The sequence below is a fragment of the Stappia sp. MMSF_3263 genome, from assembly GCF_030733745.1.
Taxonomy (GTDB): domain Bacteria; phylum Pseudomonadota; class Alphaproteobacteria; order Rhizobiales; family Stappiaceae; genus Stappia.
The window spans coordinates 57,523-81,008 of sequence record NZ_JASHIK010000003.1 but is presented as its reverse complement, the minus strand read 5'-3'; the positions used below and the strand labels follow the sequence as shown (position 1 = coordinate 81,008).

Annotated in this window: 22 protein-coding genes; 8 read left to right on the top strand and 14 right to left on the bottom strand. The window is 65.2% G+C overall.

Annotated features, from left to right (window positions below; all coding sequences use genetic code 11):
• The first annotated feature begins 150 nt into the window (after positions 1-150).
• The 4 genes from RBB46_RS05020 (at position 151) to RBB46_RS05005 (ending at position 4,630) form a co-directional block, all read left to right on the top strand.
• On the top strand, positions 151-1,248 hold the full coding sequence (locus RBB46_RS05020; protein ID WP_306027806.1) for an ABC transporter substrate-binding protein: 1,098 nt from the start codon (positions 151-153) through the stop codon (positions 1,246-1,248).
• A 245-nt stretch (positions 1,249-1,493) separates the two neighbouring features.
• On the top strand, positions 1,494-2,474 hold the full coding sequence (locus RBB46_RS05015) for a tripartite tricarboxylate transporter substrate binding protein (RefSeq protein WP_306027805.1): 981 nt from the start codon (positions 1,494-1,496) through the stop codon (positions 2,472-2,474).
• Positions 2,475-2,569: 95 nt separating this feature from the next.
• Entirely contained in the window at positions 2,570-3,088 is a 519-nt protein-coding gene (locus RBB46_RS05010; RefSeq protein WP_306027804.1) for a tripartite tricarboxylate transporter TctB family protein, read from the top strand.
• Between the two features lie 3 nt (positions 3,089-3,091).
• On the top strand, positions 3,092-4,630 hold the full coding sequence (locus tag RBB46_RS05005) for a tripartite tricarboxylate transporter permease (RefSeq protein WP_306027803.1): 1,539 nt from the start codon (positions 3,092-3,094) through the stop codon (positions 4,628-4,630).
• A 125-nt stretch (positions 4,631-4,755) separates the two neighbouring features.
• Here the strand turns inward: RBB46_RS05005 and RBB46_RS05000 are convergent, their stop codons facing one another.
• The 11 genes from RBB46_RS05000 to RBB46_RS04950 all read right to left on the bottom strand — a co-directional run bounded on the left by RBB46_RS05000 (position 4,756) and on the right by RBB46_RS04950 (position 15,950).
• Positions 4,756-5,733, bottom strand: coding sequence for an ABC transporter substrate-binding protein (locus RBB46_RS05000; RefSeq protein ID WP_306027802.1), 978 nt, complete (start codon positions 5,731-5,733; stop codon positions 4,756-4,758).
• Between the two features lie 34 nt (positions 5,734-5,767).
• On the bottom strand, positions 5,768-6,949 hold the full coding sequence (locus RBB46_RS04995; protein WP_306027800.1) for an ABC transporter permease: 1,182 nt from the start codon (positions 6,947-6,949) through the stop codon (positions 5,768-5,770).
• On the bottom strand, positions 6,946-7,866 hold the full coding sequence (locus RBB46_RS04990) for an ABC transporter permease (RefSeq protein WP_306027799.1): 921 nt from the start codon (positions 7,864-7,866) through the stop codon (positions 6,946-6,948). The genes RBB46_RS04995 and RBB46_RS04990 overlap by 4 nt, the downstream gene beginning before the upstream one ends.
• Positions 7,863-8,423, bottom strand: a complete 561-nt coding sequence (locus RBB46_RS04985) for a hypothetical protein (RefSeq protein ID WP_306027798.1) — start codon at positions 8,421-8,423, stop codon at positions 7,863-7,865. Before RBB46_RS04985 ends, RBB46_RS04990 begins: the two co-directional genes overlap by 4 nt.
• Complete coding sequence (locus RBB46_RS04980) at positions 8,413-9,219, bottom strand: ABC transporter ATP-binding protein (protein ID WP_306027969.1); 807 nt, start codon at positions 9,217-9,219, stop codon at positions 8,413-8,415. Before RBB46_RS04980 ends, RBB46_RS04985 begins: the two co-directional genes overlap by 11 nt.
• A 113-nt stretch (positions 9,220-9,332) precedes the next feature.
• Positions 9,333-10,790: a dihydropyrimidinase gene (gene hydA / locus RBB46_RS04975; protein WP_306027797.1), complete on the bottom strand. Its 1,458-nt coding sequence runs from the start codon at positions 10,788-10,790 to the stop codon at positions 9,333-9,335.
• A 78-nt stretch (positions 10,791-10,868) separates the two neighbouring features.
• A complete protein-coding gene (locus RBB46_RS04970; RefSeq protein ID WP_306027796.1) occupies positions 10,869-11,501 on the bottom strand; it encodes a LysE family translocator in 633 nt (210 codons plus the stop codon).
• Positions 11,502-11,532: 31 nt separating this feature from the next.
• Positions 11,533-12,792, bottom strand: coding sequence for a Zn-dependent hydrolase (locus RBB46_RS04965; RefSeq protein ID WP_306027795.1), 1,260 nt, complete (start codon positions 12,790-12,792; stop codon positions 11,533-11,535).
• A gap of 11 nt (positions 12,793-12,803) precedes the next feature.
• A complete protein-coding gene (locus RBB46_RS04960; RefSeq protein WP_306027794.1) occupies positions 12,804-13,091 on the bottom strand; it encodes a cupin domain-containing protein in 288 nt (95 codons plus the stop codon).
• Positions 13,092-13,097: 6 nt separating this feature from the next.
• Complete coding sequence (locus RBB46_RS04955) at positions 13,098-14,594, bottom strand: CoA-acylating methylmalonate-semialdehyde dehydrogenase (protein WP_306027793.1); 1,497 nt, start codon at positions 14,592-14,594, stop codon at positions 13,098-13,100.
• Between the two features lie 30 nt (positions 14,595-14,624).
• Complete coding sequence (locus RBB46_RS04950) at positions 14,625-15,950, bottom strand: aspartate aminotransferase family protein (protein ID WP_306027792.1); 1,326 nt, start codon at positions 15,948-15,950, stop codon at positions 14,625-14,627.
• 482 nt (positions 15,951-16,432) lie between these two features.
• Here RBB46_RS04950 and RBB46_RS04945 point away from each other — a divergent pair, with 482 nt between their 5' ends.
• The 3 genes from RBB46_RS04945 (at position 16,433) to RBB46_RS04935 (ending at position 18,684) form a co-directional block, all read left to right on the top strand.
• Positions 16,433-17,128 (top strand): TetR/AcrR family transcriptional regulator, encoded by a 696-nt coding sequence (locus RBB46_RS04945; RefSeq protein ID WP_306027791.1) that lies wholly within the window; start codon positions 16,433-16,435, stop codon positions 17,126-17,128.
• Positions 17,129-17,137: 9 nt separating this feature from the next.
• Entirely contained in the window at positions 17,138-17,779 is a 642-nt protein-coding gene (locus tag RBB46_RS04940; protein WP_306027790.1) for a TetR family transcriptional regulator C-terminal domain-containing protein, read from the top strand.
• A 101-nt stretch (positions 17,780-17,880) separates the two neighbouring features.
• Positions 17,881-18,684, top strand: coding sequence for a lytic transglycosylase domain-containing protein (locus RBB46_RS04935; protein WP_306027789.1), 804 nt, complete (start codon positions 17,881-17,883; stop codon positions 18,682-18,684).
• Positions 18,685-18,699: 15 nt separating this feature from the next.
• Here RBB46_RS04935 and RBB46_RS04930 read toward each other — a convergent pair whose 3' ends face one another.
• The 3 genes from RBB46_RS04930 to RBB46_RS04920 are packed head-to-tail and all read right to left on the bottom strand — an operon-like array spanning position 18,700 to position 22,359.
• Positions 18,700-19,629 (bottom strand): DMT family transporter, encoded by a 930-nt coding sequence (locus RBB46_RS04930; RefSeq protein WP_306027788.1) that lies wholly within the window; start codon positions 19,627-19,629, stop codon positions 18,700-18,702.
• Positions 19,630-19,633: 4 nt separating this feature from the next.
• A complete protein-coding gene (preA, locus tag RBB46_RS04925; protein WP_306027787.1) occupies positions 19,634-20,944 on the bottom strand; it encodes an NAD-dependent dihydropyrimidine dehydrogenase subunit PreA in 1,311 nt (436 codons plus the stop codon).
• Between the two features lie 59 nt (positions 20,945-21,003).
• Entirely contained in the window at positions 21,004-22,359 is a 1,356-nt protein-coding gene (locus tag RBB46_RS04920) for an NAD(P)-dependent oxidoreductase (protein ID WP_306027786.1), read from the bottom strand.
• A 450-nt stretch (positions 22,360-22,809) separates the two neighbouring features.
• Here RBB46_RS04920 and maiA point away from each other — a divergent pair, with 450 nt between their 5' ends.
• Positions 22,810-23,460: a maleylacetoacetate isomerase gene (maiA, locus tag RBB46_RS04915; RefSeq protein WP_306027785.1), complete on the top strand. Its 651-nt coding sequence runs from the start codon at positions 22,810-22,812 to the stop codon at positions 23,458-23,460.
• Positions 23,461-23,486 lie beyond the last annotated feature (26 nt).

Genomic DNA, 23,486 nt, shown 5'->3' with positions numbered 1-23,486 from the left:
TTGGCGTTTCCAGCCGAAGGTCTCACGCCCCCGTGCGGCGAGTTTAACCGCAGGCGCGCGATGCAGCGCAAGCAGCGATTGGCGCGGGGTTCGCCGTTCGGCTGCGCCCATGCTTGTTTCGCTACGCCGGATCGCCGCATACTCGCGCCCATGATGCGATCCCTCTCGACTTGGGGCATGGCCCTGCTCCTGCTTGCCGGCGCCCACGGCCTTGCATACGCCGACATGACGGAAGCCCCGTCCGTCAGCCTCACACCGCTCTCCCCGTCCGGGGACGCCCGTGTCCTGCGGATCTACTCCTCGCTCGACGCGAAGATCGCCGCCCCCTTGCTCTCCGCGTTCCAGGCGACACGGCCGGGCATCGGCATCGATTATTTCGAGCTCCAGACACAGGACATCTATGCCCGCATCATCGAGGAGAGCGACGAGGCCGGGCTCACCGCCGATCTGGCCTACTCCTCGGCCATGGACCTTCAGGTGAAGCTGGCAAACGACGGCTATGCCCAGAGTGTCCGGTTGCCCAACGCGGGGGCCCTGCCCGAATGGGCGCAATGGCGTGACACGGTCTATGGCACCACCTTCGAACCGGCGGTGATCCTCTATCACAAGCCGTCCTTCCTCAAGAGCGAGCCCCCCCGGACACGCCCGGACTTCGCCGCCTATCTCAAGTCACGGGAGGCGGAAACCTATGGCCGGGTCGGCACCTATGATGTGGAGCGGGCCGGTGTCGGTCTGTTTTTCCTTGCCCGGGACAGGGAGCACAATCGCGAAATCTGGGATCTTTTCAACGCGCTCGGTGCCAGCGGCGTAAAGCTCTATTCCAACTCCTCGGCGATCGTCGAACGGGTCGCCGACGGACGTTTCGTCCTGGGCTACAACATTCTCGGTTCCTATGCGTCCGCCTGGGCCCGCACCGATCCTGACCTGGGGATCGTGCTGCCGGAGGACTATACGGTCGTCATGTCGCGCACGGCACTGGTGCCGCGCAACGCCGCCGCGCCGGATCTCGGCGCCGCCTTTCTCGATTTCCTCGTCTCGCGCGAAGGCCAGAAGGTGATCGCCGAGCAGGTTGGTCTTCCCGTCCTGCATCCCGACCTTGATGGAGAGAACACCGCCAACGCCATGCGGCGCGCCTTCGGCAGTCGCCTGCGCCCCATTCCCGTCGGGCCCGCGCTTGTCGTCTATCTCGACCAGGTCAAACGCAACCGGCTGATCGAACGCTGGAACCGTGCACTGAAGGTCCAATAGGCTGCGGGACCACATCCGCGCTGCGTTGCACCTTTCCTTTTTGCGACGCAGCGTCAGCTTCGCGTCAGCCAGCCATGTCAGTCTTGCTCCATCGGCGCCGACTACGGAGACGGCATTTGCGATCCGCGGAGACGGGAGGAACCGTTCGCCTGCGCGCATTCGCAGCCGCGACCGCGCCGTTTGTGTTTGCAAGGACAACAGACACCGGCCGCCAGCCGCGGCCAGGTGATCCTGGGAGGAAAGACATGACCAAGACGACACGGCGCGGCCTTGCGGCCGCTGCAACCGCGTTCGGCCTCTTGTTTGCGGCCACCACAACGCAGGCTGCGGATATCGAGAAAATCCATTTCATTATTCCAGGCGGTGCCGGCGGTGGCTGGGACAGCACCGCGCGCGGCACCGGCGAAGCCCTGACCAAGGCCGGCCTCGTCGGCCAGGCCTCCTACGAGAACATGTCGGGCGGCGGCGGTGGCCTTGCCATTGCCCATCTGATCGAGATCGCCGGCAAGGCCGATGACACGATCATGGTCAACTCGACCCCGATCGTCATCCGGTCCCTGCAGAAGGTCTTTCCCCAGTCCTTCCGCGACCTGACGCCGATCGCCGGTACGGTGGGCGACTATGCCGCAATCATCGTGGCCAAGGGCAGCGACATTGCCGACTTCGGCAGCCTCGTGAGCGCAGTCAAGGCCGATCCGACCAAGATGCCGATCGGCGGCGGGTCGGTCGCAGGCGGCATGGACCACGTGGTCGCCGCGATGGTGATGAAGGGTGCCGGCGCCAGCCCCACCTCGGTGAAATACGTGCCCTATGACGCCGGCGGCAAGGCCATGGCGGGCCTGCTCTCGGGCGAGATCAAGGCGCTGTCGACGGGCTTCGGCGAGGCAATCGAGCTCGCCAAGCAGGACCAGGTGCGCATCCTTTGCGTCACCGCGGCGGGCCGTGTCGACGCCGCCAAGGACGTTCCGACCTGCGACGAGGCCGGCGCGACCGGCGTCGAGTTCATCAACTGGCGCGGTTTCTTCGGCGCGCCGGGGCTCAGCGCCGACAAGCAGCAGGCCTATATCGCCGCCTTCGCCAAGATGTACGAGACCCCGGAGTGGGAAGAAGTGCGCGCCCGCAACGGCTGGGTGAACATCTTCAACCCGGGTGAGGACTTCTCGGCCTTCCTGGAAAAGCAGGAAAAAGAGATCGCCGACCTGATGAAGGAACTCGGCTTCCTCTGATCGCGGCAGGACGGGCGCGCGCCGGGCCATTCCGGCTCGCGCCCTCTTTGCATGCCCAACTCGTTTCGACCCTCTCGCACAGATCGGCCCAAGCCATGCTGACCCGCGACCGTATCGGCGCGCTTCTCATGCTCGCCTTTTCCATCGGCTACGGCGTGATGATCTTCCGGATCCCGCTGCTGCCGTTCCAGATGAACGACGCCTTCACCGCCCGCTCGATGCCGCAGGCCCTTGCCATTCTGGGCTGCGTGCTGTCCCTCGTCGTCCTGTTCAAACCGATGAGCGAAAACGACCGGACCGAGAACGCCCGCTGGCGGGATGCCATGAAGCGGCTCTCCCGCCCGATCGCCGGCCAGGGCTTCCCCCTGATGCGGGTCATCGTGCTGTGCGTCCTGATGGTCCTCTACGGCCTGACCGTGCGGCCGTTCGGTTTCCTGATCTCGACATCGCTGTTCCTGATCGCAGGCATGCTAGTGCTGGGCGAGCGCCGCCTGCTGATGGTGCTGCTGTCGTCGGTCGGCATCGTCGTCTTCTTCTGGGTGCTGATGACCCAGTTTCTCGGCGTCTATATCGCGCCGCTGCCCGAAATCCTCGCCGACATGATCGGAGGCTGAGCCATGCTTGACGGTATCCTTGTCGGTCTGTCGACCGCCGCCTCGCCGATCAACATCCTGATGGTGGCGATCGGCTGCTTCGCCGGAACCTTCATCGGCATGCTGCCGGGCCTCGGCCCGATCTCGGCCATCGCCCTGATGATTCCGATCACCTACGGTTTCGAGCCCGCGACCGGCCTGATCCTGATGGCCGGCGTCTATTACGGCGCGATCTTCGGCGGCTCCACCTCGTCGATCCTGATCAACGCGCCCGGCGTCGCCGGCACCGTCGCAACGGCCTTCGACGGCTATCCGATGGCCAAGCAGGGTCACGCCGGAAAGGCTCTTGCGATCGCCGCCTATTCATCCTTTTCCGGCGGCACCATCGCGGCCCTGTTCCTGCTTGTCGCGGCGCCCTCGCTCGCCGTGGTCTCCCTCGCCTTCCAGTCGACGGACTATTTCGCCCTGATGGTGCTCGGACTGACCGCCGTTGCCGCCTTCGCCGGACGCGGCAAGGTGCTCAAGGCCCTGATCATGACCGTGCTCGGGCTGATGCTGTCCACCGTCGGCACCGACGAGACGCAGGGCATGCAGCGCTTCACCTTCGGCATTCTCGACCTGATCGACGGCATCTCCTTCCTGCTCCTGGCCATGGCGACCTTCGCCCTGTCGGAGGCGCTGATGTCGGTCCTCAGGCCGAAAACACCGGAAGAAGCCGCGCGCGAGAAGGACGCCAATGCCAGCCTCGGCTCGATGCGTCTCAACAAGGAGGAAGTGCGCGAAATGGTACCGGTCATCGGCCGGTCCTCGATCCTTGGCTTCTTTGTCGGCGTCCTGCCGGGAGCCGGCGCGACGATCGCATCGTTCCTTGCCTATGGCATGGAGCAGCGGATCGCCGGTCCGATCAAGGGCAAGCTGTTCGGCCACGGCTCGATCCGCGGCCTTGCCGCCCCGGAAACGGCCAACAACGCCGCCTGCTCGGGCTCCTTCGTGCCGCTGCTCACCCTCGGCATCCCGGGATCGGGTACCACCGCGATCATGCTGGGCGCGCTGATTTCCTACGGCGTGCAGCCGGGGCCGCGCCTGTTCACCGACAACCCGGAAGTGTTCTGGTCGGTGATCATCTCCATGTATCTCGGCAACGTGATCCTGCTGGTGCTCAACCTGCCGCTGATCCCCTATATCGCCCGCGTCCTGGCCCTGCCGCATACGGTGCTGGTGCCGATGATCCTGTTCTTCTCGCTGATCGGCGTCTACTTCGTCACCTTCAACACGTTCGACATCCAGCTGATGGTGATCTTCGCGGTCGGGGCAATGGTGCTCAGGCTTCTCGACATGCCGATGGCGCCGATGCTGCTCGGTTTCATCCTTGGCGGCATGATGGAGGAGAACCTGCGCAGGGCGCTGATCATCAGCAATGACAGCTGGGCCTTCGTCTGGGAGCGGCCGCTGACCGCCTCGATCCTGGCGATCGCCGTGCTGATCCTGGTCGTGCCGATGCTGACGCCAATGCTCAGCCGGCTGATGGCGCGCCGCCGGGAGGCCGCCGGCGAAGGCGGCTGAGGCCGAACCGTCGCCAGCCGGGCAACACCGCCAAAGACAGAAAGGCCGCCGGGAACGGATCCCGGCGGCCTTTTTGCTTGTCCAAACGATCGGCAGGCCCGCGAAGCGCTGGACCTTGTCCGTTTTCAGAGCTTGTCGGTCACCGCGGTGGTGGTGGCGCCCGAGGGCTCCTTGGTGATCACCGGGTCGGAACCGCCACCCAGCAGCGTGTTCACCGTGCGCTGGTAGTCCTCCATGTCGAGACGACCGTCGGAGCCTTCCGTCAGCTTGTTGATCTCGCGAACCATGCGCTTCTGGTGGGTCTCGGTCTGCGCGCCGGTGGCATCGTTCTCAAGAACGATGTCCGCTGCCTCGTCCGGATTCTCGCGGGCATAGTCCCAGCCCTTCATGGAAGCGCGAACGAAACGGGCCATCTTGTCGACGAAGGCCGGATCGGAGAGCTTCTCCTCGATCACGTACAGGCCGTCCTCGAGGGTCGCGACGCCCTGGTCCTCGTATTTGAAGAGCACCAGCTCGCTCTCCGGGATGCCGGCATCGATGACCTGCCAGTATTCGTTATAGGTCATGGTCGAGATGCAGTCGGCCTGCTTCTGCAACAGCGGGTCGACATTGAAGCCCTGCTTGAGGACCGTCACGCCGTTGTCGCTGCCGTCGGTCGGAATGCCGAGCTGGCTCATCCAGGACAGGAACGGATACTCGTTGCCGAAGAACCAGACGCCAAGCGTGCGGCCGCGAAAATCCTCCGGCTTGGTGACGCCGGTTTCCTTCAGGCAGGTCAGCATCATGCCCGACTTCTTGAACGGCTGGGCGATGTTGACGAGCGGCACGCCGCGCTCGCGACTGGCCAGCGCCGAGGGCATCCAGTCGACGATCACGTCGGCGCCGCCACCGGCGATCACCTGCGGCGGGGCGATGTCGGGACCGCCCGGCTTGATCGTGACGTTGAGGTCTTCTTCATCGTAGAAGCCCTTGTCCTTGGCGACATAATAGCCGGCGAACTGGCCCTGAGTGACCCATTTGAGCTGCAAGGTCACATCGTCGGCGGCATGGGCCGGCCCGAAGGCAAGGGCAAGCGCTGCCGCGGCAAGCAAAGTCTTCTTCATGTCCTACTCCCTCTGGTGTGGCTTCCGCCGCCCGTTATCCCCGGACTGACGGATGCCAGAACGTGACCGCCCGTTCGACGAGGGTCACCAATCCGTAGAAAAGAGATCCGGCCAGCGCCGCAACGGCGATCGAGGCCCAGACCATGTCGACATTCATCCGCCCCACTTCGGTGGAGATGCGGAAGCCCATACCGACGATGGGCGTGCCGAAGAATTCGGCAACAATGGCCCCGATGAGGGCCAGCGTCGAGTTGATTTTCAAGGCATTGAAGATGAAGGGCATGGCCATTGGCAGCCGCATCTTGGCCAGCGTCTGGCGATAGTTTGCCGCGTAAGTGTGCATCAGGTCGTGCTGGATGCGGTCAGCGGCGGCAAGTCCTGTGACCGTGTTCACCAGCATCGGGAAGAAGGTCATGATGATCACCACCGCCGCCTTGGACGGCCAGTCGAAACCGAACCACATGACCATGATCGGCGCGACGCCGATGATCGGCAGGGCCGAGACGAGATTGCCGATCGGCAGCAGGCCGCGGCGCAGGAACGGCACCCTGTCGACCAGGATGGCCACCAGGAAACCCGACCCGCAGCCGACGGCGTAACCGACCAGCACGCCTTTCAGGAAGGTCTGGCGGAAATCGGCCCACAGGATCGCGGGCGAGGCGAGGAGACGCGTCCAGATGTCGGCTGGCGCCGGCAACAACACTTTGGGAACAGCGAAGCCCACCACCAGAACCTGCCAGAGGATCAGCAGCCAGACGCCGAAGGAGAGCGGAATGGCAAGCGACACGAGCCGTCGCAGCAACGGATTGCGCGGCGACAGCGCCGCCATCTCCTCCACCGAGAGCCAGGCCATCGCCCAAGCGACCGCGACATAGGCCCAGAAGCCGTGGCCGGCCATGCCCGGATGGCGGCCGATCAGGGCAATCAGGGCGAAGGCCAGCCCGTAGGAGACGCCGGCAAGCGCGAGGATCGCCGCCGGGCCATGGAAGAAGCGGAACCTATAGGGGGTGAGCACCAGGACCGCGGCCAGCGCCGAAACGGCCAGGAACGGGCTTTCGAACAGGCCCAGAAACACGGCCTCTCCCGAGATCAGCGGCAGCATGCTCGCCATCACCGCAAGGACGAGGGCGGCAGTCGAGAGGAGCCGCGTCACCGGCGACAATTTCGCGCCCATGCCAAGCGAGTCCGGGCCACCTGGAAGCTGTGCCGTGTTCATTGCCCCATCCCCATGCGCTTCAGGACGATCCGCTCGGCCAGCCCGATCAGCGCCACCAGCGACGCGGCGATGACCGCGGCGAGGATCAGCGCCGACCAGATCTGCACTGTCTGGCCGTAGTAGGATCCGGCGAGAAGCCGGGCGCCGAGACCCGCCACCGCGCCGGTCGGCAACTCGCCGACGATGGCCCCGACGAGGCTCGCGGCGACACCGACCTTCATCGAGGCGAAGAGGTAGGGGGCGGCGGAGGGCAGGCGCAGCTTCCACAACGCCTGGATCCGGCTTGCCGAATAGGTCTTCATCAGGTCGAGCTGGATGGTCTCGGGCGAGCGCAGCCCCTTCACCATGCCGACGGTGACCGGGAAGAAGGAGAGATAGGTGGAGATCATCGCCTTGGGCAGCAGGCCGGAAATGCCGATGGCGTTGAGCACGACGATGATCATCGGCGCGATGGCAAGGATCGGGATCGTCTGCGAGGAGATCACCCAGGGCATCAGGCTCTTGTCGAGCACCCGGCTGTGCACCACGCCGATGGCCAGGACAATGCCGAGCCCGGTACCGAGGACGAAGCCGAGAAGCGTCGAGGAGAGGGTGATCGAGCTGTGATAGATCAGGCTGCGCTTCGAGGTCACCGCCTTGTTGGCCGTGGTGTCCCAGAGCTCGACCGCCACCTGGTGCGGGGCAGGTAGCACAGGGCGATCCTGCGACAGCGTGTCGGCGACAAGCTGCGCGAGCGGTGCATTCTCGACCCCGCCGCGCTTGTAGATGTCGCGCTGGAACGGCGTGTTGAGCATCACCGCCGCCAGATACCAGATGGCGATGATCGCCGCGACGACCACGATCACCGGCCCGGCCGTGCCCTGCAGCAGGCCGGCGAAGGGCGAGCGGGGAGAAACGGAAAGCGCTGCCGAACTCATGGGGCCTCCTCCTCCCGTTCCATCCGCGCCAGAATCGCGCCGCGCAGGGTCTCGGCCTGTTCCAGCGTCACACCGGACACCAGCCGCCGCGCCGCAGCCTCGCCGACCTTCACTTCAAGGCCGTAGCCCGGCCAGTCGACCGGCTTGGTCTTGGCCTTGCCGTATTCCGTTTGCCCCATCGAGACGCTCGACACCGCGTCGAGCGGCCATCTTCGTGCCGGCCCGAGCGGCACGGCGCCGAGGCCCGGGAATACCAGCATCGAGGTTGCCTCGATCTCCCGCCCGACGCGTAGCAGGACCATGCCGAAATTCGACCGCGCGAGTTCGTAGAGCATGTAGCCGAGCAGGCCCGCCATCACGAGCGTCACGATATCGAGATGCGCCATGGCATAGGTCACCGTCGCAAGGGCAAGAATGGCAACCGGAAGTCCGGCCAGCAGCGTCGCGAGCGGCGTCTGATGCGAGGTGATGGTGAAGCGGTCGACCTCGCCGTCGCGCGTGCGCGTCATCTCCGTCGCGCGCCAGCCGATACGAAACCGCACGGTCTCAGTCATCATAGCTGTGCCCCGCCCGAAGTCCCTCGCGAACGCGGTGGGCGATCTTCAGGAATTCCGGCGTCTCGCGGATGTCGAGGGTGCGTTCGCGCGGCAGGTCGCTCTCGATCACGTCGTAGATGCGGCCCGGGCGCGGGCACAGCACCACGATCTTGGTCGACAGGAACACCGCTTCGGGGATCGAGTGGGTGACGAAAACCACCGTCTTGCTGGTCTTGGCCCACAGCTTCAGCAGCTGCTCGTTCAGGTGGTCGCGGACGATCTCGTCGAGCGCGCCGAAGGGCTCATCCATCAGCAGCAGGTCCGGATCGAAGGAGAGCGCACGGGCGATGGAGGCGCGTTGCTGCATGCCGCCCGAGAGCTGCCAGGGATACTTGCGCTCGAAGCCGGAAAGGTTGACCAGCTCCATGTTGCGGCGGATGCGCTCCTCCCGGTCAGCCTTGGAAAAGCCCATGATTTCCAGCGGCAGGGCGATGTTGTCGGCGATGGTGCGCCAGGGATAGAGGGCGGCCGCCTGGAAGATATAGCCGTAGGCACGCTTCAGCCTGGCCTCGTCCGGCGTCATGCCGTTGACGGAGATCGAGCCGCCGGTCGGCGTCTCGAGGTCTGCGATCACCCGCAGCAAGGTCGTCTTGCCGCAACCGCTCGGCCCGATGAAGGAGACGAAATCGCCGGCCCCTATCTCCAGGTCGATGTCCGACAAGGCATGGACCGGACCGTCATTGGTCTCGAAGGTCAGCGAAAGCCCTGAAATGTCGATGACCGGCGCGACCGCCTCTTCCGCTGGCTGTGCTTGCATCGTCACCCCGTCTCCCTCTCATGTCGCACGCCAAGGCGGATCAGTTTCGCGCCCTTGAAACCCTTTGGATAAGCAAGGAGCCGGCCATTTGACCCGCGTCCCGCCCCTCCCCCTTACACGCCGCTGCGGGGAATGCCCGAGCGTTCCACCTTGCGCGGCGCGGTCAGATCCTTCCAGGTCGACAGCGCCCTGTTGACCGCCTGGAACGGCTCGCGGGCGACGAACTGCCCATGGCCCTCGCGGGTCTTCACCGCGCCGTCGTCGATCGCCACCTCGCCGCGGGTCAGCGTGAAGCGCGGCAGGCCCTTCACATGCTTGCCCTCGAACACATTGTAGTCGATGGCCGACTGCTGGTTCGACGCGGAAATCGTCTTTTCCCTCGCCGGATCCCAGACGACGATATCGGCATCCGCCCCCACAAGGATCGCACCCTTCTTCGGGTAGATGTTGAGGATCTTGGCGATGTTGGTCGAGGTCACGGCGACGAACTCGTTCATGGTCAGCCGGCCGGTGGCAACGCCTCGGGTCCACAGCATCGGCATGCGGTCTTCCAGACCGCCGGTGCCGTTGGGGATCTTGGTGAAATCGCCAAGGCCGGTGCGCTTCTGCTCCGTGGTGAAGGCGCAGTGGTCGGTCGCCACCACCTGCAGCGTGCCGGCCTGCAGGCCGGCCCAGAGACTGTCCTGGTGCTTCTTGTCGCGGAAGGGCGGCGACATCACCCGTCGCGCGGCATGGTCCCAGTCGGCGTTCCTGTATTCGCTGTCGTCAAGCGTCAGGTGTTGGATCAGCGGCTCGCCATAGCAGCGGATGCCATTCTGCTTGGCCCGGCGGATCGCCTCATGCGCCTGCTCGGACGAGGTGTGCACCACATAAAGCGGCACGCCGGCCATGTCGGCGATCATGATCGCCCGGTTGGTGGCCTCGCCCTCCACTTCGGCCGGACGTGAATAGGCATGCGCCTCGGGGCCGTTGTTGCCCTCGGCCATCAGCTTGGCCTGCAACTGGGCGACCACGTCGCCGTTCTCCGCATGCACCATGGGCAGCGCACCAAGCTCGGCGCAGCGCTGGAACGAGGCGAACATCTCGTCGTCATCCACCATCAGCGCGCCCTTGTAGGCCATGAAGTGCTTGAACGTGTTGATGCCCTTGTCGCGAACCACCGTCTCCATCTCGTTGAAGACCTGTTCGCCCCACCAGGTGACCGCCATGTGGAAGGAATAGTCGCAATTGGCCCGTGTCGACTTGTTGTCCCACATGGTCAGTGCCTCGAGCAGCGACTGTCCGGGCGCCGGCAGGCAGAAGTCGACCACCATCGTGGTGCCGCCGGCAAGGCCGGCGCGCGTGCCACTCTCGAAGTCGTCGGCGGAATAGGTGCCCATGAAGGGCATTTCCAGATGCACATGCGGGTCGATGCCGCCCGGCATCACGTAGCAGCCGGTGGCATCGAGCACTTCGTCGCCGGAGAGACCTGCGCCGATCTCGACGATGCGGCCGCCCTCGATCTTCACATCCGCCTTGTAGCTGAGGTCGGCTGTGACGACCGTACCGCCCTTGATCACTTTGCTGGCCATGTCTGGTTCCCTCTCGTGTTCCGGTGTGTCTGGTCGCCGGGATCCGCCGGTTCCCGGCCGTTCCTTCCGTTTATGTCCCTACGGCTCGATGGTCGCCAGTTTCGCGCCGAAGCCGAGGAACACGACCCCCGTGACGCCCTTGATCCAGCGCTGGAACGTCCCGCCCCGCGCCGCCGCCGCAAGCCGCGAGAAAGCCATTACCATCAGGCTGAACCAGACGAGATTGAGCATCGAATGGATGAAGACCAGCGTGAACGTGTTGGCCGGCGTCGCCAGTCCAGGCGGAAGGAATTGCGGGAAGGCCGCCAGGTAGAACATCGACACTTTCGGATTGAGCGCGTTGGTCAGCAACCCCTCCCAGTAGGCGATGACGAGCGTACGCCGACGCCGCGCCGGGGAGATATCGATCGGGGCAATGGCGCCGCGCCATGCGTCCCGCAGGGCCTTGAAGCCGATCCAGCACAGATAGGCGGCGCCCAGCATCTTGACCGCGAAGAACAGTTCCGCCGAGCGAACCAGGATGACGGAAACACCGAACACCACCAGCGCCCCATGCAGGTAGAAGGCGGTGATGAAGCCGGCGATATTGGCGAAACCGGCGAGCCGACCGGAAGTCGGCACCGTGCGCGCGATGAGCACGCCGTTGGGACCTGGCGACATCACCAAAAGCCCCGCAACGGCGACGAAGGAAAGCACTGTCGAAAGATCCATTCACCTGTCCCCGGTTGGCTGTGACTGACGTCTATTCCACGATCTCCGCCGCTTCCAGTACCGCGTGCAGCAGCACGTCGGCGCCGGCCCGCGCCCAGTCCCTCGTGATGTCCTCCGCTTCGTTGTGCGACAACCCGTCGACGCAGGGACACATGATCATCGCCGTCGGCGCGACCTTGTTGACCCAGCAGGCATCGTGGCCCGCCCCCGAGATGATGTCCTGATGCGAGTAGCCGAGCTTCTCGGCCGCATTGCGCACGGCCCTGACGCAGGTCTCGTCGAAGGTGACCGGATCGAAATGACCGACCGCCTCGATCGTGACGGACAGGCCCAGATCCTCGGCAATCCCCGGCGCCTTCTCCTCGAACTCCGCCTTCATCGCATCAAGCGTTTCCTGATCAGGCGAGCGGAAGTCGATGGTGAAGACCACCTTGCCCGGGATGACGTTGCGCGAATTGGGATGGACGTCGCAGTGGCCAATGGCGCCGACGGCGCGCGGCTGGTGCTTCATGGCGATCTCGTGCACGAGCTCGGTCATGCGCGCCATGCCGAGCCCGGCATTCCTGCGCATCGGCATCGGCGTCGAACCCGTGTGGCTGTCCTTGCCGGTGACGGTGACCTCCAGCCACCACAGGCCCTGGCCGTGGGTGACGACACCGATGTCCTTGCCCTCGGCCTCCAGGATCGGTCCCTGCTCGATATGCAGCTCGAACATGGCGTGGATCTTGTCCTTGCGCGCGCCTACCTCCTCCTCGCCGACCCAGCCGACACGCTTCAGCTCCTCGCCGACAGTCTTGCCGTCCGCGTCCTTGCGGGCATAGGCCCAGTCGAGGTCATGCACGCCGGCAAAGACGCCGGAGGCGAGCATGGCGGGCGCGAAACGCGTGCCTTCCTCGTTGGTCCAGTTGGTGAGCACGATCGGCCGGCGCGTCCTGATGTCGAGGTCGTTGAGGGCGCGGATCACTTCCAGTCCGCCCAGAACGCCGAGCACGCCGTCATATTTGCCGCCGGTCGGCTGAGTGTCGAGATGCGAGCCCATATAGACCGGATCGGCGTCCGGATCGGTGCCGGGCCGCGTCATGAACATGTTGCCCATCGTGTCGACACCCATGGTCAGGCCCGCCGCCTCGCACCAGGCCTGAAACAGCTTGCGGCCTTCATTGTCGGCATCGGTCAGCGTCTGGCGGTTGTTGCCGCCGGCAACGCCAGGGCCGATCTTCGCCATCTCCATCAGGCTGTCCCAGAGCCGGTCGGGATCGATCCTGAGATTCTGGCCCGGTGCTGCTGCCATGGTGCGCGCTCCTATTTCAGTTCGGTTTCGATGAAGGACATCGTCGCCGAGCCCTCGTTGATGACGTTGTGCTCGACGCCCTCGTCGCGGCGGTAGACCGTGCCGGCCGGGATCAGGACCGAGCGACTCTCGCCGCCCGGCTCCTCCAGCAGCATGTGGCACTCGGTCAGTGTCGTGATCACATAGTCCAGGCCGTGGCGATGCCAGCCCGTCTCCGCGCCGGGCACGAAGTCGAAGCGGGTGACGCGTACCCTAGCGTCATCGATCAGGGTCGTGGCCTTGGCCGTGGCACGGTGCATCCCGGTTCACTCCATATTCGGGAAGGTGTAGACCGCGCCGTCCTTGATGCCGGCCGGCCAGCGCGTCGTCACGGTCTTGAGCCGTGTGTTGAAGCGCACGCCTTCCGCACCGTAGATCGCGTGGTCGCCGAACAGCGACCGCTTCCAGCCGCCGAAGGAGAAATAGGCGACCGGCACCGGGATCGGCACGTTGATGCCGACCATGCCGACTTCGATCCGGTCGGCGAAGGCCCGCGCGGCATCGCCGTCACGGGTGAAGATCGCGGTTCCGTTGCCATATTCGTGCTCGTTGATCAGCGACAGGGCCTCCTCGTAACCCTTGGCGCGCACCACCGAGAGAACCGGACCGAAGATCTCCTCCTTGTAGATCGTCATGTCCTTCGTCACCCGGTCGAACAGGGTGCCGCCGACGAAATAGCCATTCTCGTAACCCTGCAGGGAGAAGCCGCGACCGTCGACGAGAAGCTCGGCACCCTCCTTCTCGCCCTGGTCAATGTAGCCAAGCACCTTGCGCATGTGCTGCTGTGTGACGACCGGCCCCATCTCGGCGTCCTTGTCGGTCGCCGGCCCGATCTTCAGCGCCTGGACGCGCGGCACGAGTTTTTCCACCAGCCGGTCGGCGGTCTCCTCGCCAATGGGAACGGCGACGGAGATCGCCATGCAGCGCTCGCCTGCGGAGCCGTAGCCCGCACCCATCAGCGCGTCGGCGGCCTGGTCCATGTCGGCATCCGGCATGACGATCATGTGGTTCTTGGCGCCGCCCAGCGCCTGAACGCGCTTTCCGTGCGCCGTACCTGTCGAATAGACGTACTCGGCGATCGGCGTGGAGCCGACGAAAGACACCGCCTTGACGTCCGGATGGGTCAGCAGGACGTCGACCGCCTCCTTGTCGCCATGCACCACATTGAGCACGCCGTCGGGAAAGCCCGCCTTCTGGAAGAGGTCGTAGACCACCATCACGGCGGACGGATCTCGCTCCGACGGTTTCAGAATGAAGGTGTTCCCGCAGGCGACCGCGATCGGATACATCCACAAGGGCACCATGGCGGGGAAGTTGAACGGCGTGATGCCGGCAACCACGCCGAGCGGCTGGCGGTCGGAGTAGCTGTCGATGGCCGGGCCGACATTGCGGGCGAACTCGCCCTTCAGCAGATGCGGAATGCCACAGGCAAACTCCACCACCTCGATGCCGCGCGCGACTTCGCCGAGCGCATCGTCATGGGTCTTTCCGTGCTCGGCCGAGACCGCCCGGGCGATGTCGTCGGCATGGGCGGTGAGCAGTTCCTTGAAGCGGAACATCATCCGCGCGCGCTTCAAGGGAGGTGTGTCACGCCAGGCCGGGAAGGCGGCCTTCGCGGCGGCGATCGCCTCGGCGACTTCGTCAGCCGTCGATAGCGGCAGCGTCGCCGACTGCTCTCCGGTGGCGGGGTTGAACACGCCTTGCGTGCGGGTCGATCGGGAGACGGCACGCTGGCCGCCGATGGCATTCTCGATGGTGGTCATGGTCTGTCCCGGTCGGAGCTTGCTCCGGTTTCAGTCTAGGCTCTCCAGCACGTCGCGGATCGTGTCGACGAGCTGGTCGATATGGCCCTTCTCGATGATCAGAGGCGGCGAGAGCGCAATAATGTCGCCGGTGGTGCGGATCAGCACGCCCGCCTCGTAGGCCTTCAGGAAGGCGGAGAAGGCGCGCTTGGTCGGCTCGCCGGCAATCGGCTGCAGTTCGATCGCCCCGATCAGGCCGATATTGCGGATGTCGATGACATGCCGGGCGCCCTTCAGCGAATGCAGCGCGTCGGCCCAATAGGGCCCGAGCTCCGCCGCCCGGGTCAGCAGGCCCTCTTCCTCATAGGTGTCGAGCGTGCCGAGCGCCGCGGCGCAGGCGACCGGATGGCCGGAATAGGTGTAGCCGTGGAAGAACTCGATCAGGTGCTCGGGCCCCGTCATGAAGGCCTCGTGCACATGGCTGGCGCAGAAGACGGCCCCCATCGGGATGACGCCGTTGGTGATGCCCTTGGCCGTCGTGACGAGATCCGGCGTGACGCCGAAATGATCGACGGCGAAGGGCGAACCGAGACGGCCGAACCCGGTGATGACCTCGTCGAAGATCAACAGGATGCCGTGCTGGTCGCAAATCGCCTTGAGCCGCTCAAGATAGCCCTTCGGGGGGATCAGCACGCCGGTGGAACCGGCCACCGGCTCGACGATCACGGCGGCGATGGTCGAGGCGTCGTGCAACTGGATCAGGCGGATCAGGTCCTCTGCATATTCGGCGCCGCTCTCCGGTTGTCCGCGCGTCCAGGCATTGCGGGAGAGGTCGTGTGTATGGGGCAGGTGGTCGACGCCGCCGAGCAGCGTGCCGAACATCTTGCGGTTGGCGACGATGCCGCCAACGGAAATGCCGCCGAAATTGACGCCATGATAGCCGCGCTCGCGGCCGATCAGCCGGGTCCTGGCGCCTTCGCCGCGCACCCGGTGATAGGCGATCGCCATCTTCAGCGCGGTCTCGACGGATTCCGATCCGGAGTTGGTGAAGAACACATGGTCGAGGGGCGAGGGCATCAAGGCCGAAAGGCGGGCGGCAAGCTCGAAGGCGTGCGGATGCCCCATCTGGAACGCCGGCGCGTAATCGAGTTCGGCGATCTGGCGCTGCACGGCTTCGGTAATACGGGGCCGCGCATGGCCGGCATTGCAGCACCACAGGCCGGCGGTGCCATCGAGCACGTCGCGCCCGTCCGCCGTCTTGTAGAACATGCCTTCGGCGCCGACGAAAAGCCGCGGGTTCTGCTTGAACTGGCGGTTGGCCGTGAACGGCATCCAGAAGGCGTCGAGATTGTTGCTGGTAAGCGCCGGCTTCGACATGCTGGTCCTCCCCCCAATCGCCCGCCCCGGTCGCGGGACGCGGCGCGCCTATAGTGACTGCATTCGGACGGGCGGATCCGCTGCCGGAGGCCTGGCGGGCCAGGCCCGCATGGCGTCCGGACGGCTCGTCACCGCCGGCCGGTTCCCGTACCCGGATATCGCGAGAGGACATGCGCCGTGCCTCGACGCGAATGCGTCCGGCGCGGCTGCGCGTTTCTGTTGCCCGGGCGGCCGGCTGCCCTGCCTGCGCATCGTGGCGATCCGGCCGGAATCTGGAAGTGCGCGGCCACCGGTCTTGTTGCTTGGCGCCGAAGGTCCGCTGCGTCTTTGCCATTGCGCCAGGCTGAAAAACCTGACCAAATGGTCAAATCGAGCCTAGGAAGGCTTGACCATCCGGTCAAGATCAATTTTCGGCCCGCCTGCCGAATTGGCAGTCACGGGCGAAACGGTCTAAGCAATGGGCCAAGCAACGGCCAGGAGCGATGCGCGGCAGCGACAGGACACACAAGAGCGCCATCCGGGCGGAAAACGAGCGCGCGATCCTCAAGGCGGCCGAGGAAATCTTCGCCGAAAGCGGCTTTCGTGGCGCCACGACCGGTATGATCGCCGACCGTGCCGGCATCCCCAAGGCCAACCTGCACTACTACTTCCCGACCAAGGAGGCGCTCTACCGCCGCGTCGTGGAACATATCTTCAACATCTGGCTGGATGCCGCCAACACGTTCGACGAGAGCGACGATCCGGTCGAGGCGCTGACCGCCTATATCTCCAAGAAGATGGACATCTCCCGCGAGCACCCGATGGGGTCCAAGGTCTGGGCCAATGAGATCCTGCACAAGGCTCCGGTGATCCAGGACTACCTTGAAACCACCTTGCGCGACTGGACGGCCTCGCGCGTTGCCGTGATCGAGCGATGGATCGCGGACGGCAAGATCGCCCCGGTCAATCCGCAATATCTGCTCTACATGATCTGGGCGACCACACAGCACTACGCCGATTTCAACCACCAGATCGATACGCTGAACGGCGGCCGGGCGCTCGGCGCGACCCAGTTCGAGGAGGCGAAGCAAACGGTGATCGGCATCATTCTGGCGGGAATCGGCGCCACCTCCCCCGCGCTTGGCGGCGCAGTGGCACGGACCGCCCCCAACGGCGACGCAACCGCGCCGGGAAGATAGGCAGGGACCATGGACAGCACCGCCCCGCAACAGGACACGCCGCGCACCCGTATCCAGGAGAAGAACCGGGCGCGGATCCTCGATGCGGCGCTTTCCGTGTTTTCGCGCTTCGGCTACCGCGGCGCCCGCGTCGATCAGATCGCCGAGGATGCGGGCATGTCGAAGTCGAACCTTCTGTACTATTTCGGTTCCAAGTCGGAGATCTACAAGGCGGTGCTGGCCGACCTGCTCGACCGATGGCTGGCGCCCTTGCGCACCCTCGACCCCGACGGCGATCCGCGCACCGAACTTGCCGCCTATATCGAACAGAAACTGCGCTTTTCAGCCGAGCATCCGGAAGCCTCTCGGCTCTTCGCCAGCGAGGTGATGCAAGGCGCGCCAATGATCCGCGACGTGTTGGAAGGCCCTTTGAAGGCGCTTGTCGACGAGAAGTCCGAGGTGTTGCGCCATTGGGCGGAGCGCGGCCGGATACGGCCCGTCGATCCGCATCACCTCATTTTCCTGATCTGGGCGACAACCCAGACCTATGCCGATTTCGCCCCGCAGATCGAGGCGATCACCGGCACCGGCATCGACGATCCGAAATTCCGCAAGGAGGCCCTGGCCTCGCTCACCGACCTGATCTTCGGCGGCCTGCTGCCGCGCGCTTGATCTTGGCCTTGCGGCTTGTATCCTGCATTCCGATGGCTGGCGTGCGGTCGCGGATCCGGTTGGCGGGTTGCGCGGCGCCATGCCACAGGACGGGAGATTCCATGCGCAAGGCCCTTCTCATTGCCGGTTTAATTATGCTTGCGAGCGGAACCGCGGAAGCCGCCAAGTGCGGCAACAATGCCCAAGGCTTTCCCAAGTGGCTTGCCGCGTTCAAGCGCGAGGCGGTCGCGTCGGGCATCTCCAGCCGCACGGTCGAGGCCGCGCTCGGGAACATGACCTACAACCGCAAGGTCATCCGCCTCGACCGCAACCAGAAATCCTTCAAGCTTTCGTTCGAGCAGTTTCTCGCCCGTCGCGCGCCACCCTCCACGATCGCCATGGGCAAGCGCCGGATGCAGCAGCATGCAAGAGTACTCGACCGGGTCGAGCGCAAGTACGGCGTCCCCAAGGAAGTCATCGTTTCGATCTGGGGGCTCGAATCCGGCTTCGGCGGCTTCATGGGCAACATCCCGATCTTTTCCTCGCTCTCCGCGCTCGCCTATGACTGCCGCCGCTCGGCATTCTTCACCAACGAACTGATGAGCGCCTTGCGGATCGCCGATCGCGGCCAGATGCGGATTGCCGACATGAAAGGTGCCTGGGCGGGCGAGATCGGCCAGACGCAATTCCTGGCCTCCAGCTACGAACGCTACGCGGTCGACTTCGACGGCGACGGACGCCCCAACCTGATCCGGAGCACGCCGGACGTCTTTGCCTCGACCGCGAACTTCCTGCGCCAGCACGGCTGGAGCAAGGGGGGCGACTGGTCGCCGGGCAGCCGCAACTACGGGGTGCTGAGGGACTGGAACAGAGCGGAAGTCTATCGCAAGACCATCGCCCATTTCGCAACGCAGCTCCGTCGCTAGCGACAGGAGAACAGACTAGCGGCCGGTCCGGCGCTGCAGGAGGACGGTCGCGACGGCCGTCACCAGCACGCCGGCAACGGTCCACAGGCCCGGCCAGGATGCGCCCAGCGCCAGCGTCTCGGCCAGCACGAAGGACGGCAGCAGATAGGTGTAGGCCATCACCGGGCCGGAGGGCAGGCGCAGGCTGGCATAAGTGGCGCAGAAGAAACTGGTCGCCGTCGGAAACACCGCCAGATAGGCGATCCCGAGATAGACGGCCGGCGGGACCGCGATCCAGTCCGTCGCCGCCAACTCCTTCCGGCCGTAGGCCAGCAACATCACGGCCCCGCAGACCAGGATCCAGAAATTGAAGTGCTCGAGCGGCTCACCCTTGTTGAGCAGCCGCATCAGCGGCGCATAGAAGGCATAGGCGGCGACACCTAGGAGGTAGATCCGCTCCCCTTCGCCGAACTCGAGCCTTGCGAGCCGCGAGAGGTCCGAGCCGAACAGGACAAGCAACGCACCTCCAGCCCCAACCGCCAGGCAGACCGTCTGAAAGCGCGAGATCCGCTGGCCGAGCAGCATCAGGCCGGCAAGGGCTGTAAACGCCGGCAGCAGCGTGAAGACCGCTCCGGCATTGAGCGCGCTCGTCAGTCGCAGCGCCTCGAACATGGTCACGAAGAATATGTCGAGCAGCAGCGCGATCAGAAAATAGACCGGCAGCCGCGCAAGCTTCGGCCGATGCCATTGCCGCTTGGCGGTGGCCATGCCGGCAAAGATCGCCGCGGCGATGCAGAAGCGCAAGGCCGTGAGCACGGCCGGGTCGAGCGCGGCCGTGATCGCGTGTCCGACAGGGAAGGACGTGGAGACGAGAAACACGAAACCGAGCATCGCCACATGAGCGCGCCCGGTTTCGTCCTCTGGAGGTGCGGTGCCGACCGTCACCGCACCCGCCGTTTCGTGCAAGAAGTCATTCAGCCGCGTCCTGCACCCGGTTGGGGTTGTTCGGATGGGTCGTCCAGTTGGCGTAGTCCGGATTGATCGGCTTGCCGGTGCGCGGATCGGTGCCCTCGGCAATGTGTTCCATGGTGATGCAATCCTCGACCGGGCAGACCGATACGCACAGGTTGCAGCCGACACATTCCTCGTCGATCACCTCGAAGTGCCGCAACCCGTCCTTCATCGCGGTGATCGCCTGGTGCGAGGTGTCCTCGCAGGCGATATGGCATCGGCCGCACTGGATACAGGCGTCCTGGTCGATGCGCGCCTTGACCACGTAGTTCAGGTTGAGCTGCTGCCAGTCGGTGACATTGGGCACGGCGCGGCCGACAAACTGGTCGACCGAGGTATAGCCCTTCTCGTCCATCCAGTCGGACAGGCCGTCGATCATGTCTTCGACCACACGGAAGCCGTAGACCATCGCCGCGGTGCAGACCTGCACCGTTCCGGCGCCCAAAGCCATGAACTCCGCCGCGTCGCGCCAGTCGGTGACGCCGCCGATGCCGGATATGGGCAGGCCGCGCATCTGCGGATCGCGGGCGATCTCCGCCACCATGTTGAGCGCGATCGGCTTCACCGCCGGCCCGCAATAGCCGCCATGGGCACCGCGCCCGTCGATTGTCGGATTGGGCGCCATCTGATCGAGATCGACCGAGACGATGGAGTTGATCGTGTTGATCAGCGAGACCGCATCGGCACCGCCAGCATGCGCGGCACGGGCCGGATTGCGGATATCCGTGATGTTCGGCGTCAGCTTGACGATCACCGGCATGCGGGTGTTCTGCTTGCACCAGCGGGTGACCATCTTGATATATTCCGGCACCTGGCCGACTGCCGAGCCCATGCCGCGCTCCGACATGCCGTGCGGGCAGCCGAAATTGAGCTCGACGCCATCGGCCTCGGTCTCCTCTACGCGCCTCAGGATGTCGATCCAGTTCTGTTCCTCGCAGGGCACCATCAGCGAAACCACCAGCGCCCGGTCGGGCCAGTCTCGCTTAACCTGCTTGATTTCGCGCAGGTTCACCTCAAGCGGGCGGTCGGTGATCAGTTCGATGTTGTTGAACCCGATGACGTTGCGGTCGCGGCCGTGGACGGCGCCGTAGCGCGGGCCGTTGACATTGACCACCGCCGGGTCCTCGCCGAGCGTTTTCCACACGACACCGCCCCAGCCCGCCTTGAAGGCGCGCACGACGTTGTATTCCTTGTCGGTCGGCGGCGCGGAGGCGAGCCAGAACGGATTGGGCGACTTGATGCCGAGAAAATTGGTGCTGAGATCGGCCATTTCGAAAACCTCCCCACATGTTCGGGGGTGAAAGGAAAAGCGGGACTGCGGGCGGCGCCTCAGGCGCTCAGTGCCGCATGGATGGCGGCGGCGGCGATCTTGCCGTCCTCGACCGCGGCGACCGTCAGGTCCTCGCCGCCCTCGATACAGTCGCCGCCGGCCCACACGTCGGGCAGCGACGTGCGGCGGTCGGCATCGACGTCGATCCGCCCGCCATCGAGCCGGAGTGCGTCCGCCCCGCCGAGCCCGTCCGGCACGAAGGTCTGCCCGATGGCCTTGAAGACCTGGTCCGCTTCCAGCGTCACTGTCTCGCCGGTACCGGCAAGCCGGCCGGAACTGTCTGCGACGACCCGCTCCAGTTCGATGGCGCGCACATGTCCGGCCTCGCCGATCAGGCGCCTGGGCGCCAGACACTCGCGAATGACGACACCATTGGTGAGCGCGACTTCCTGCTCGTAGGCGCTGGCCTTCATCGCCTCCCGGTCGCGCCGGTAGGCGATCGTCACCTCCTCGGCGCCAAGGCGCTTGGCCTGCACGGCGATGTCGATGGCCGTCATGCCGCCACCGATGACCACGACCTTGCGGCCGATGGGCAGGGTGGAAAGGTCGCTCGCCTGGCGCAGGTCGGCGATATAGGCAACGGCATCGATGACGCCGGCAAGATCCTCACCCTCCGCCCGGAGCGCATTGACGCCGGCAAGCCCCACTCCAAGGAACACCGCGTCATGGTCGCGGCGCAGGGCCTCGAGCGTGATGTCGCGCCCGAGCGCCTTGTTACACTCCACCGAGATGCCGCCGATGGAGAGGACGAAATCGACCTCGTCCTGGGCGAAATCGTTGGTGGTCTTGTAGGCGGCGATGCCGAACTCGCTGAGACCGCCGAGCTTCGGCCGGGCCTCAAAGATGGTGACATCGTGACCCTGGCGCGCCAGGGCATGGGCACAGGCAAGACCCGCCGGACCGCCGCCGACGACGGCGACATGCTTGCCGGTCGAAGCGGCTCGCTCGTAGGGGTGCTTTTCATCGCGTTCAAAATAGGTGTCCGTCGCGTGCCGCTGCAGCAGGCCGATGGCGACGGGCTTGTCCTCCGCGAGATTGCGCACGCAGGCTTCCTCGCACAGCGTCTCCGTCGGACAGACGCGGGCGCACATCCCGCCAAGGATGTTCTGCTCGAAGATCGTCTTCGCCGAGCCGAGCGGATTGCCGGTCGAGATCTGCCGGATGAATTTGGGAATGTCGATCGATGTCGGACAGGCGATCGTGCAGGGCGCGTCGTAGCAGAAATAGCAGCGATCCGCCTCGACCCGCGCCTCGTGCACGCCGAGCGGCGGGTGCAGGTCGTCGAAGTTCTCCAGATAATCGTCCGCCGTCAGGCGCCCCGCGCGAATGTCGGGACTAACGAGCGCGTCAGCCATGGCTGCACCTCCGCATTGGCCGGGCCGTCTCTGGCGGCTCCCGGCGCTGATTTACCCCTCTGGGTCAGCCGACGCTCAATCGTGACGATCGAGCGTGCGAAAACTGACCGGCCTCAATGCTGGAGCAACGTTTCCGTCTCCGGCGAAAGCCGGATGCTCCAGGGCGCGGGACGTGCGGTTTCGCGGTTTTTCTCGGGTCCGGAAGGAGGCCCGTTTTCGTCCAGCGCCATCTCTGGCGATTGCATGCGGCACGCGCCTCGTTTCTCGGGTGCGGGTCCGCCGAATGTCATTGGGCCGAATTTTGACCAAATAGTCAAATTTTTTGTCGCAATGGCCGAAAGCCGGGCTGCCGCTGCGGCAACCACGCAAGGCTTGGCCCCGGGTTCCGGCCGTGCGATATCGGGCCGGCGGCGCCACCGACAGGCGCCCTTCAGATCCAGGGAGAGACCCGTGACCCGACCCGTCCTTTACGACTACTGGCGCTCTTCGGCGAGCTACCGGGTGCGCATCGCGCTCAACCTGCTTGGCATCGAGCACGACACGGTCGCCGTCAACCTGCTGACCGGCGCGCACCGGGCCGACGACAACCTTGCGCGCAATCCGCAAGGCCTCGTTCCGACACTGGCGGTCGACGGCCACGACCTCACCCAGTCGCTGGCGATCATCGAGTATCTCCACGAGACCCACCCTGAGACATCGTCACTGATGCCGGGTGATGCCGGCGGCCGGCACCGGGTGCGGGCGCTTGCCCACGCCATCGCCATGGAGATCCACCCGGTCTGCAACCTTTCGGTCGCCTCGCACGTGGCCGATCTCACCGGAGGCGGCGATGCCGCCAAGGCGACCTGGATGCAGACCTTCATCTCGAAGGGGCTTTCGGCTCTGGAGCGGATGCTCGACCATCCCGCGACCGGGCGCTTCTGCCATGGCGACACGCCGACACTGGCAGATCTCTGCCTTGTGCCGCAGATGTACAATGCCCGGCGCTGGGGGATCGATCTCACGCCCCTGCCGCGTCTCGTCGCCATTGACGCTGCATGCAACGAAATGGCGGCCTTTGCCGACGCCCATCCGGATCGGATCGGCCCGCCACAGGCGTAAGTCACCCCGCGTCGCATCCGCTGTTT

Bases quoted from the DNA above. Each gene is read 5' to 3' on its own strand.
- RBB46_RS05000 (WP_306027802.1), bottom strand. From the start codon at position 5,733: ATGAAGAAGACTTTGCTTGCCGCGGCAGCGCTTGCCCTTGCCTTCGGG.
- hydA (WP_306027797.1), bottom strand. From the start codon at position 10,790: ATGGCCAGCAAAGTGATCAAGGGCGGTACGGTCGTCACAGCCGACCTC.
- RBB46_RS04955 (WP_306027793.1), bottom strand. From the start codon at position 14,594: ATGACCACCATCGAGAATGCCATCGGCGGCCAGCGTGCCGTCTCCCGA.
- RBB46_RS04995 (WP_306027800.1), bottom strand. From the start codon at position 6,949: ATGAACACGGCACAGCTTCCAGGTGGCCCGGACTCGCTTGGCATGGGC.
- RBB46_RS05015 (WP_306027805.1), top strand. From the start codon at position 1,494: ATGACCAAGACGACACGGCGCGGCCTTGCGGCCGCTGCAACCGCGTTC.
- RBB46_RS04935 (WP_306027789.1), top strand. From the start codon at position 17,881: ATGCGCAAGGCCCTTCTCATTGCCGGTTTAATTATGCTTGCGAGCGGA.
- RBB46_RS05020 (WP_306027806.1), top strand. From the start codon at position 151: ATGATGCGATCCCTCTCGACTTGGGGCATGGCCCTGCTCCTGCTTGCC.
- RBB46_RS04940 (WP_306027790.1), top strand. From the start codon at position 17,138: ATGGACAGCACCGCCCCGCAACAGGACACGCCGCGCACCCGTATCCAG.
- RBB46_RS04965 (WP_306027795.1), bottom strand. From the start codon at position 12,792: ATGGCAGCAGCACCGGGCCAGAATCTCAGGATCGATCCCGACCGGCTC.
- RBB46_RS05010 (WP_306027804.1), top strand. From the start codon at position 2,570: ATGCTGACCCGCGACCGTATCGGCGCGCTTCTCATGCTCGCCTTTTCC.
- RBB46_RS04980 (WP_306027969.1), bottom strand. From the start codon at position 9,219: ATGCAAGCACAGCCAGCGGAAGAGGCGGTCGCGCCGGTCATCGACATT.
- RBB46_RS04945 (WP_306027791.1), top strand. From the start codon at position 16,433: ATGCGCGGCAGCGACAGGACACACAAGAGCGCCATCCGGGCGGAAAAC.
- RBB46_RS04990 (WP_306027799.1), bottom strand. From the start codon at position 7,866: ATGAGTTCGGCAGCGCTTTCCGTTTCTCCCCGCTCGCCCTTCGCCGGC.
- RBB46_RS04920 (WP_306027786.1), bottom strand. From the start codon at position 22,359: ATGGCTGACGCGCTCGTTAGTCCCGACATTCGCGCGGGGCGCCTGACG.
- RBB46_RS05005 (WP_306027803.1), top strand. From the start codon at position 3,092: ATGCTTGACGGTATCCTTGTCGGTCTGTCGACCGCCGCCTCGCCGATC.
- RBB46_RS04985 (WP_306027798.1), bottom strand. From the start codon at position 8,423: ATGATGACTGAGACCGTGCGGTTTCGTATCGGCTGGCGCGCGACGGAG.
- RBB46_RS04970 (WP_306027796.1), bottom strand. From the start codon at position 11,501: ATGGATCTTTCGACAGTGCTTTCCTTCGTCGCCGTTGCGGGGCTTTTG.
- RBB46_RS04960 (WP_306027794.1), bottom strand. From the start codon at position 13,091: ATGCACCGTGCCACGGCCAAGGCCACGACCCTGATCGATGACGCTAGG.
- preA (WP_306027787.1), bottom strand. From the start codon at position 20,944: ATGGCCGATCTCAGCACCAATTTTCTCGGCATCAAGTCGCCCAATCCG.
- RBB46_RS04950 (WP_306027792.1), bottom strand. From the start codon at position 15,950: ATGTCGAAGCCGGCGCTTACCAGCAACAATCTCGACGCCTTCTGGATG.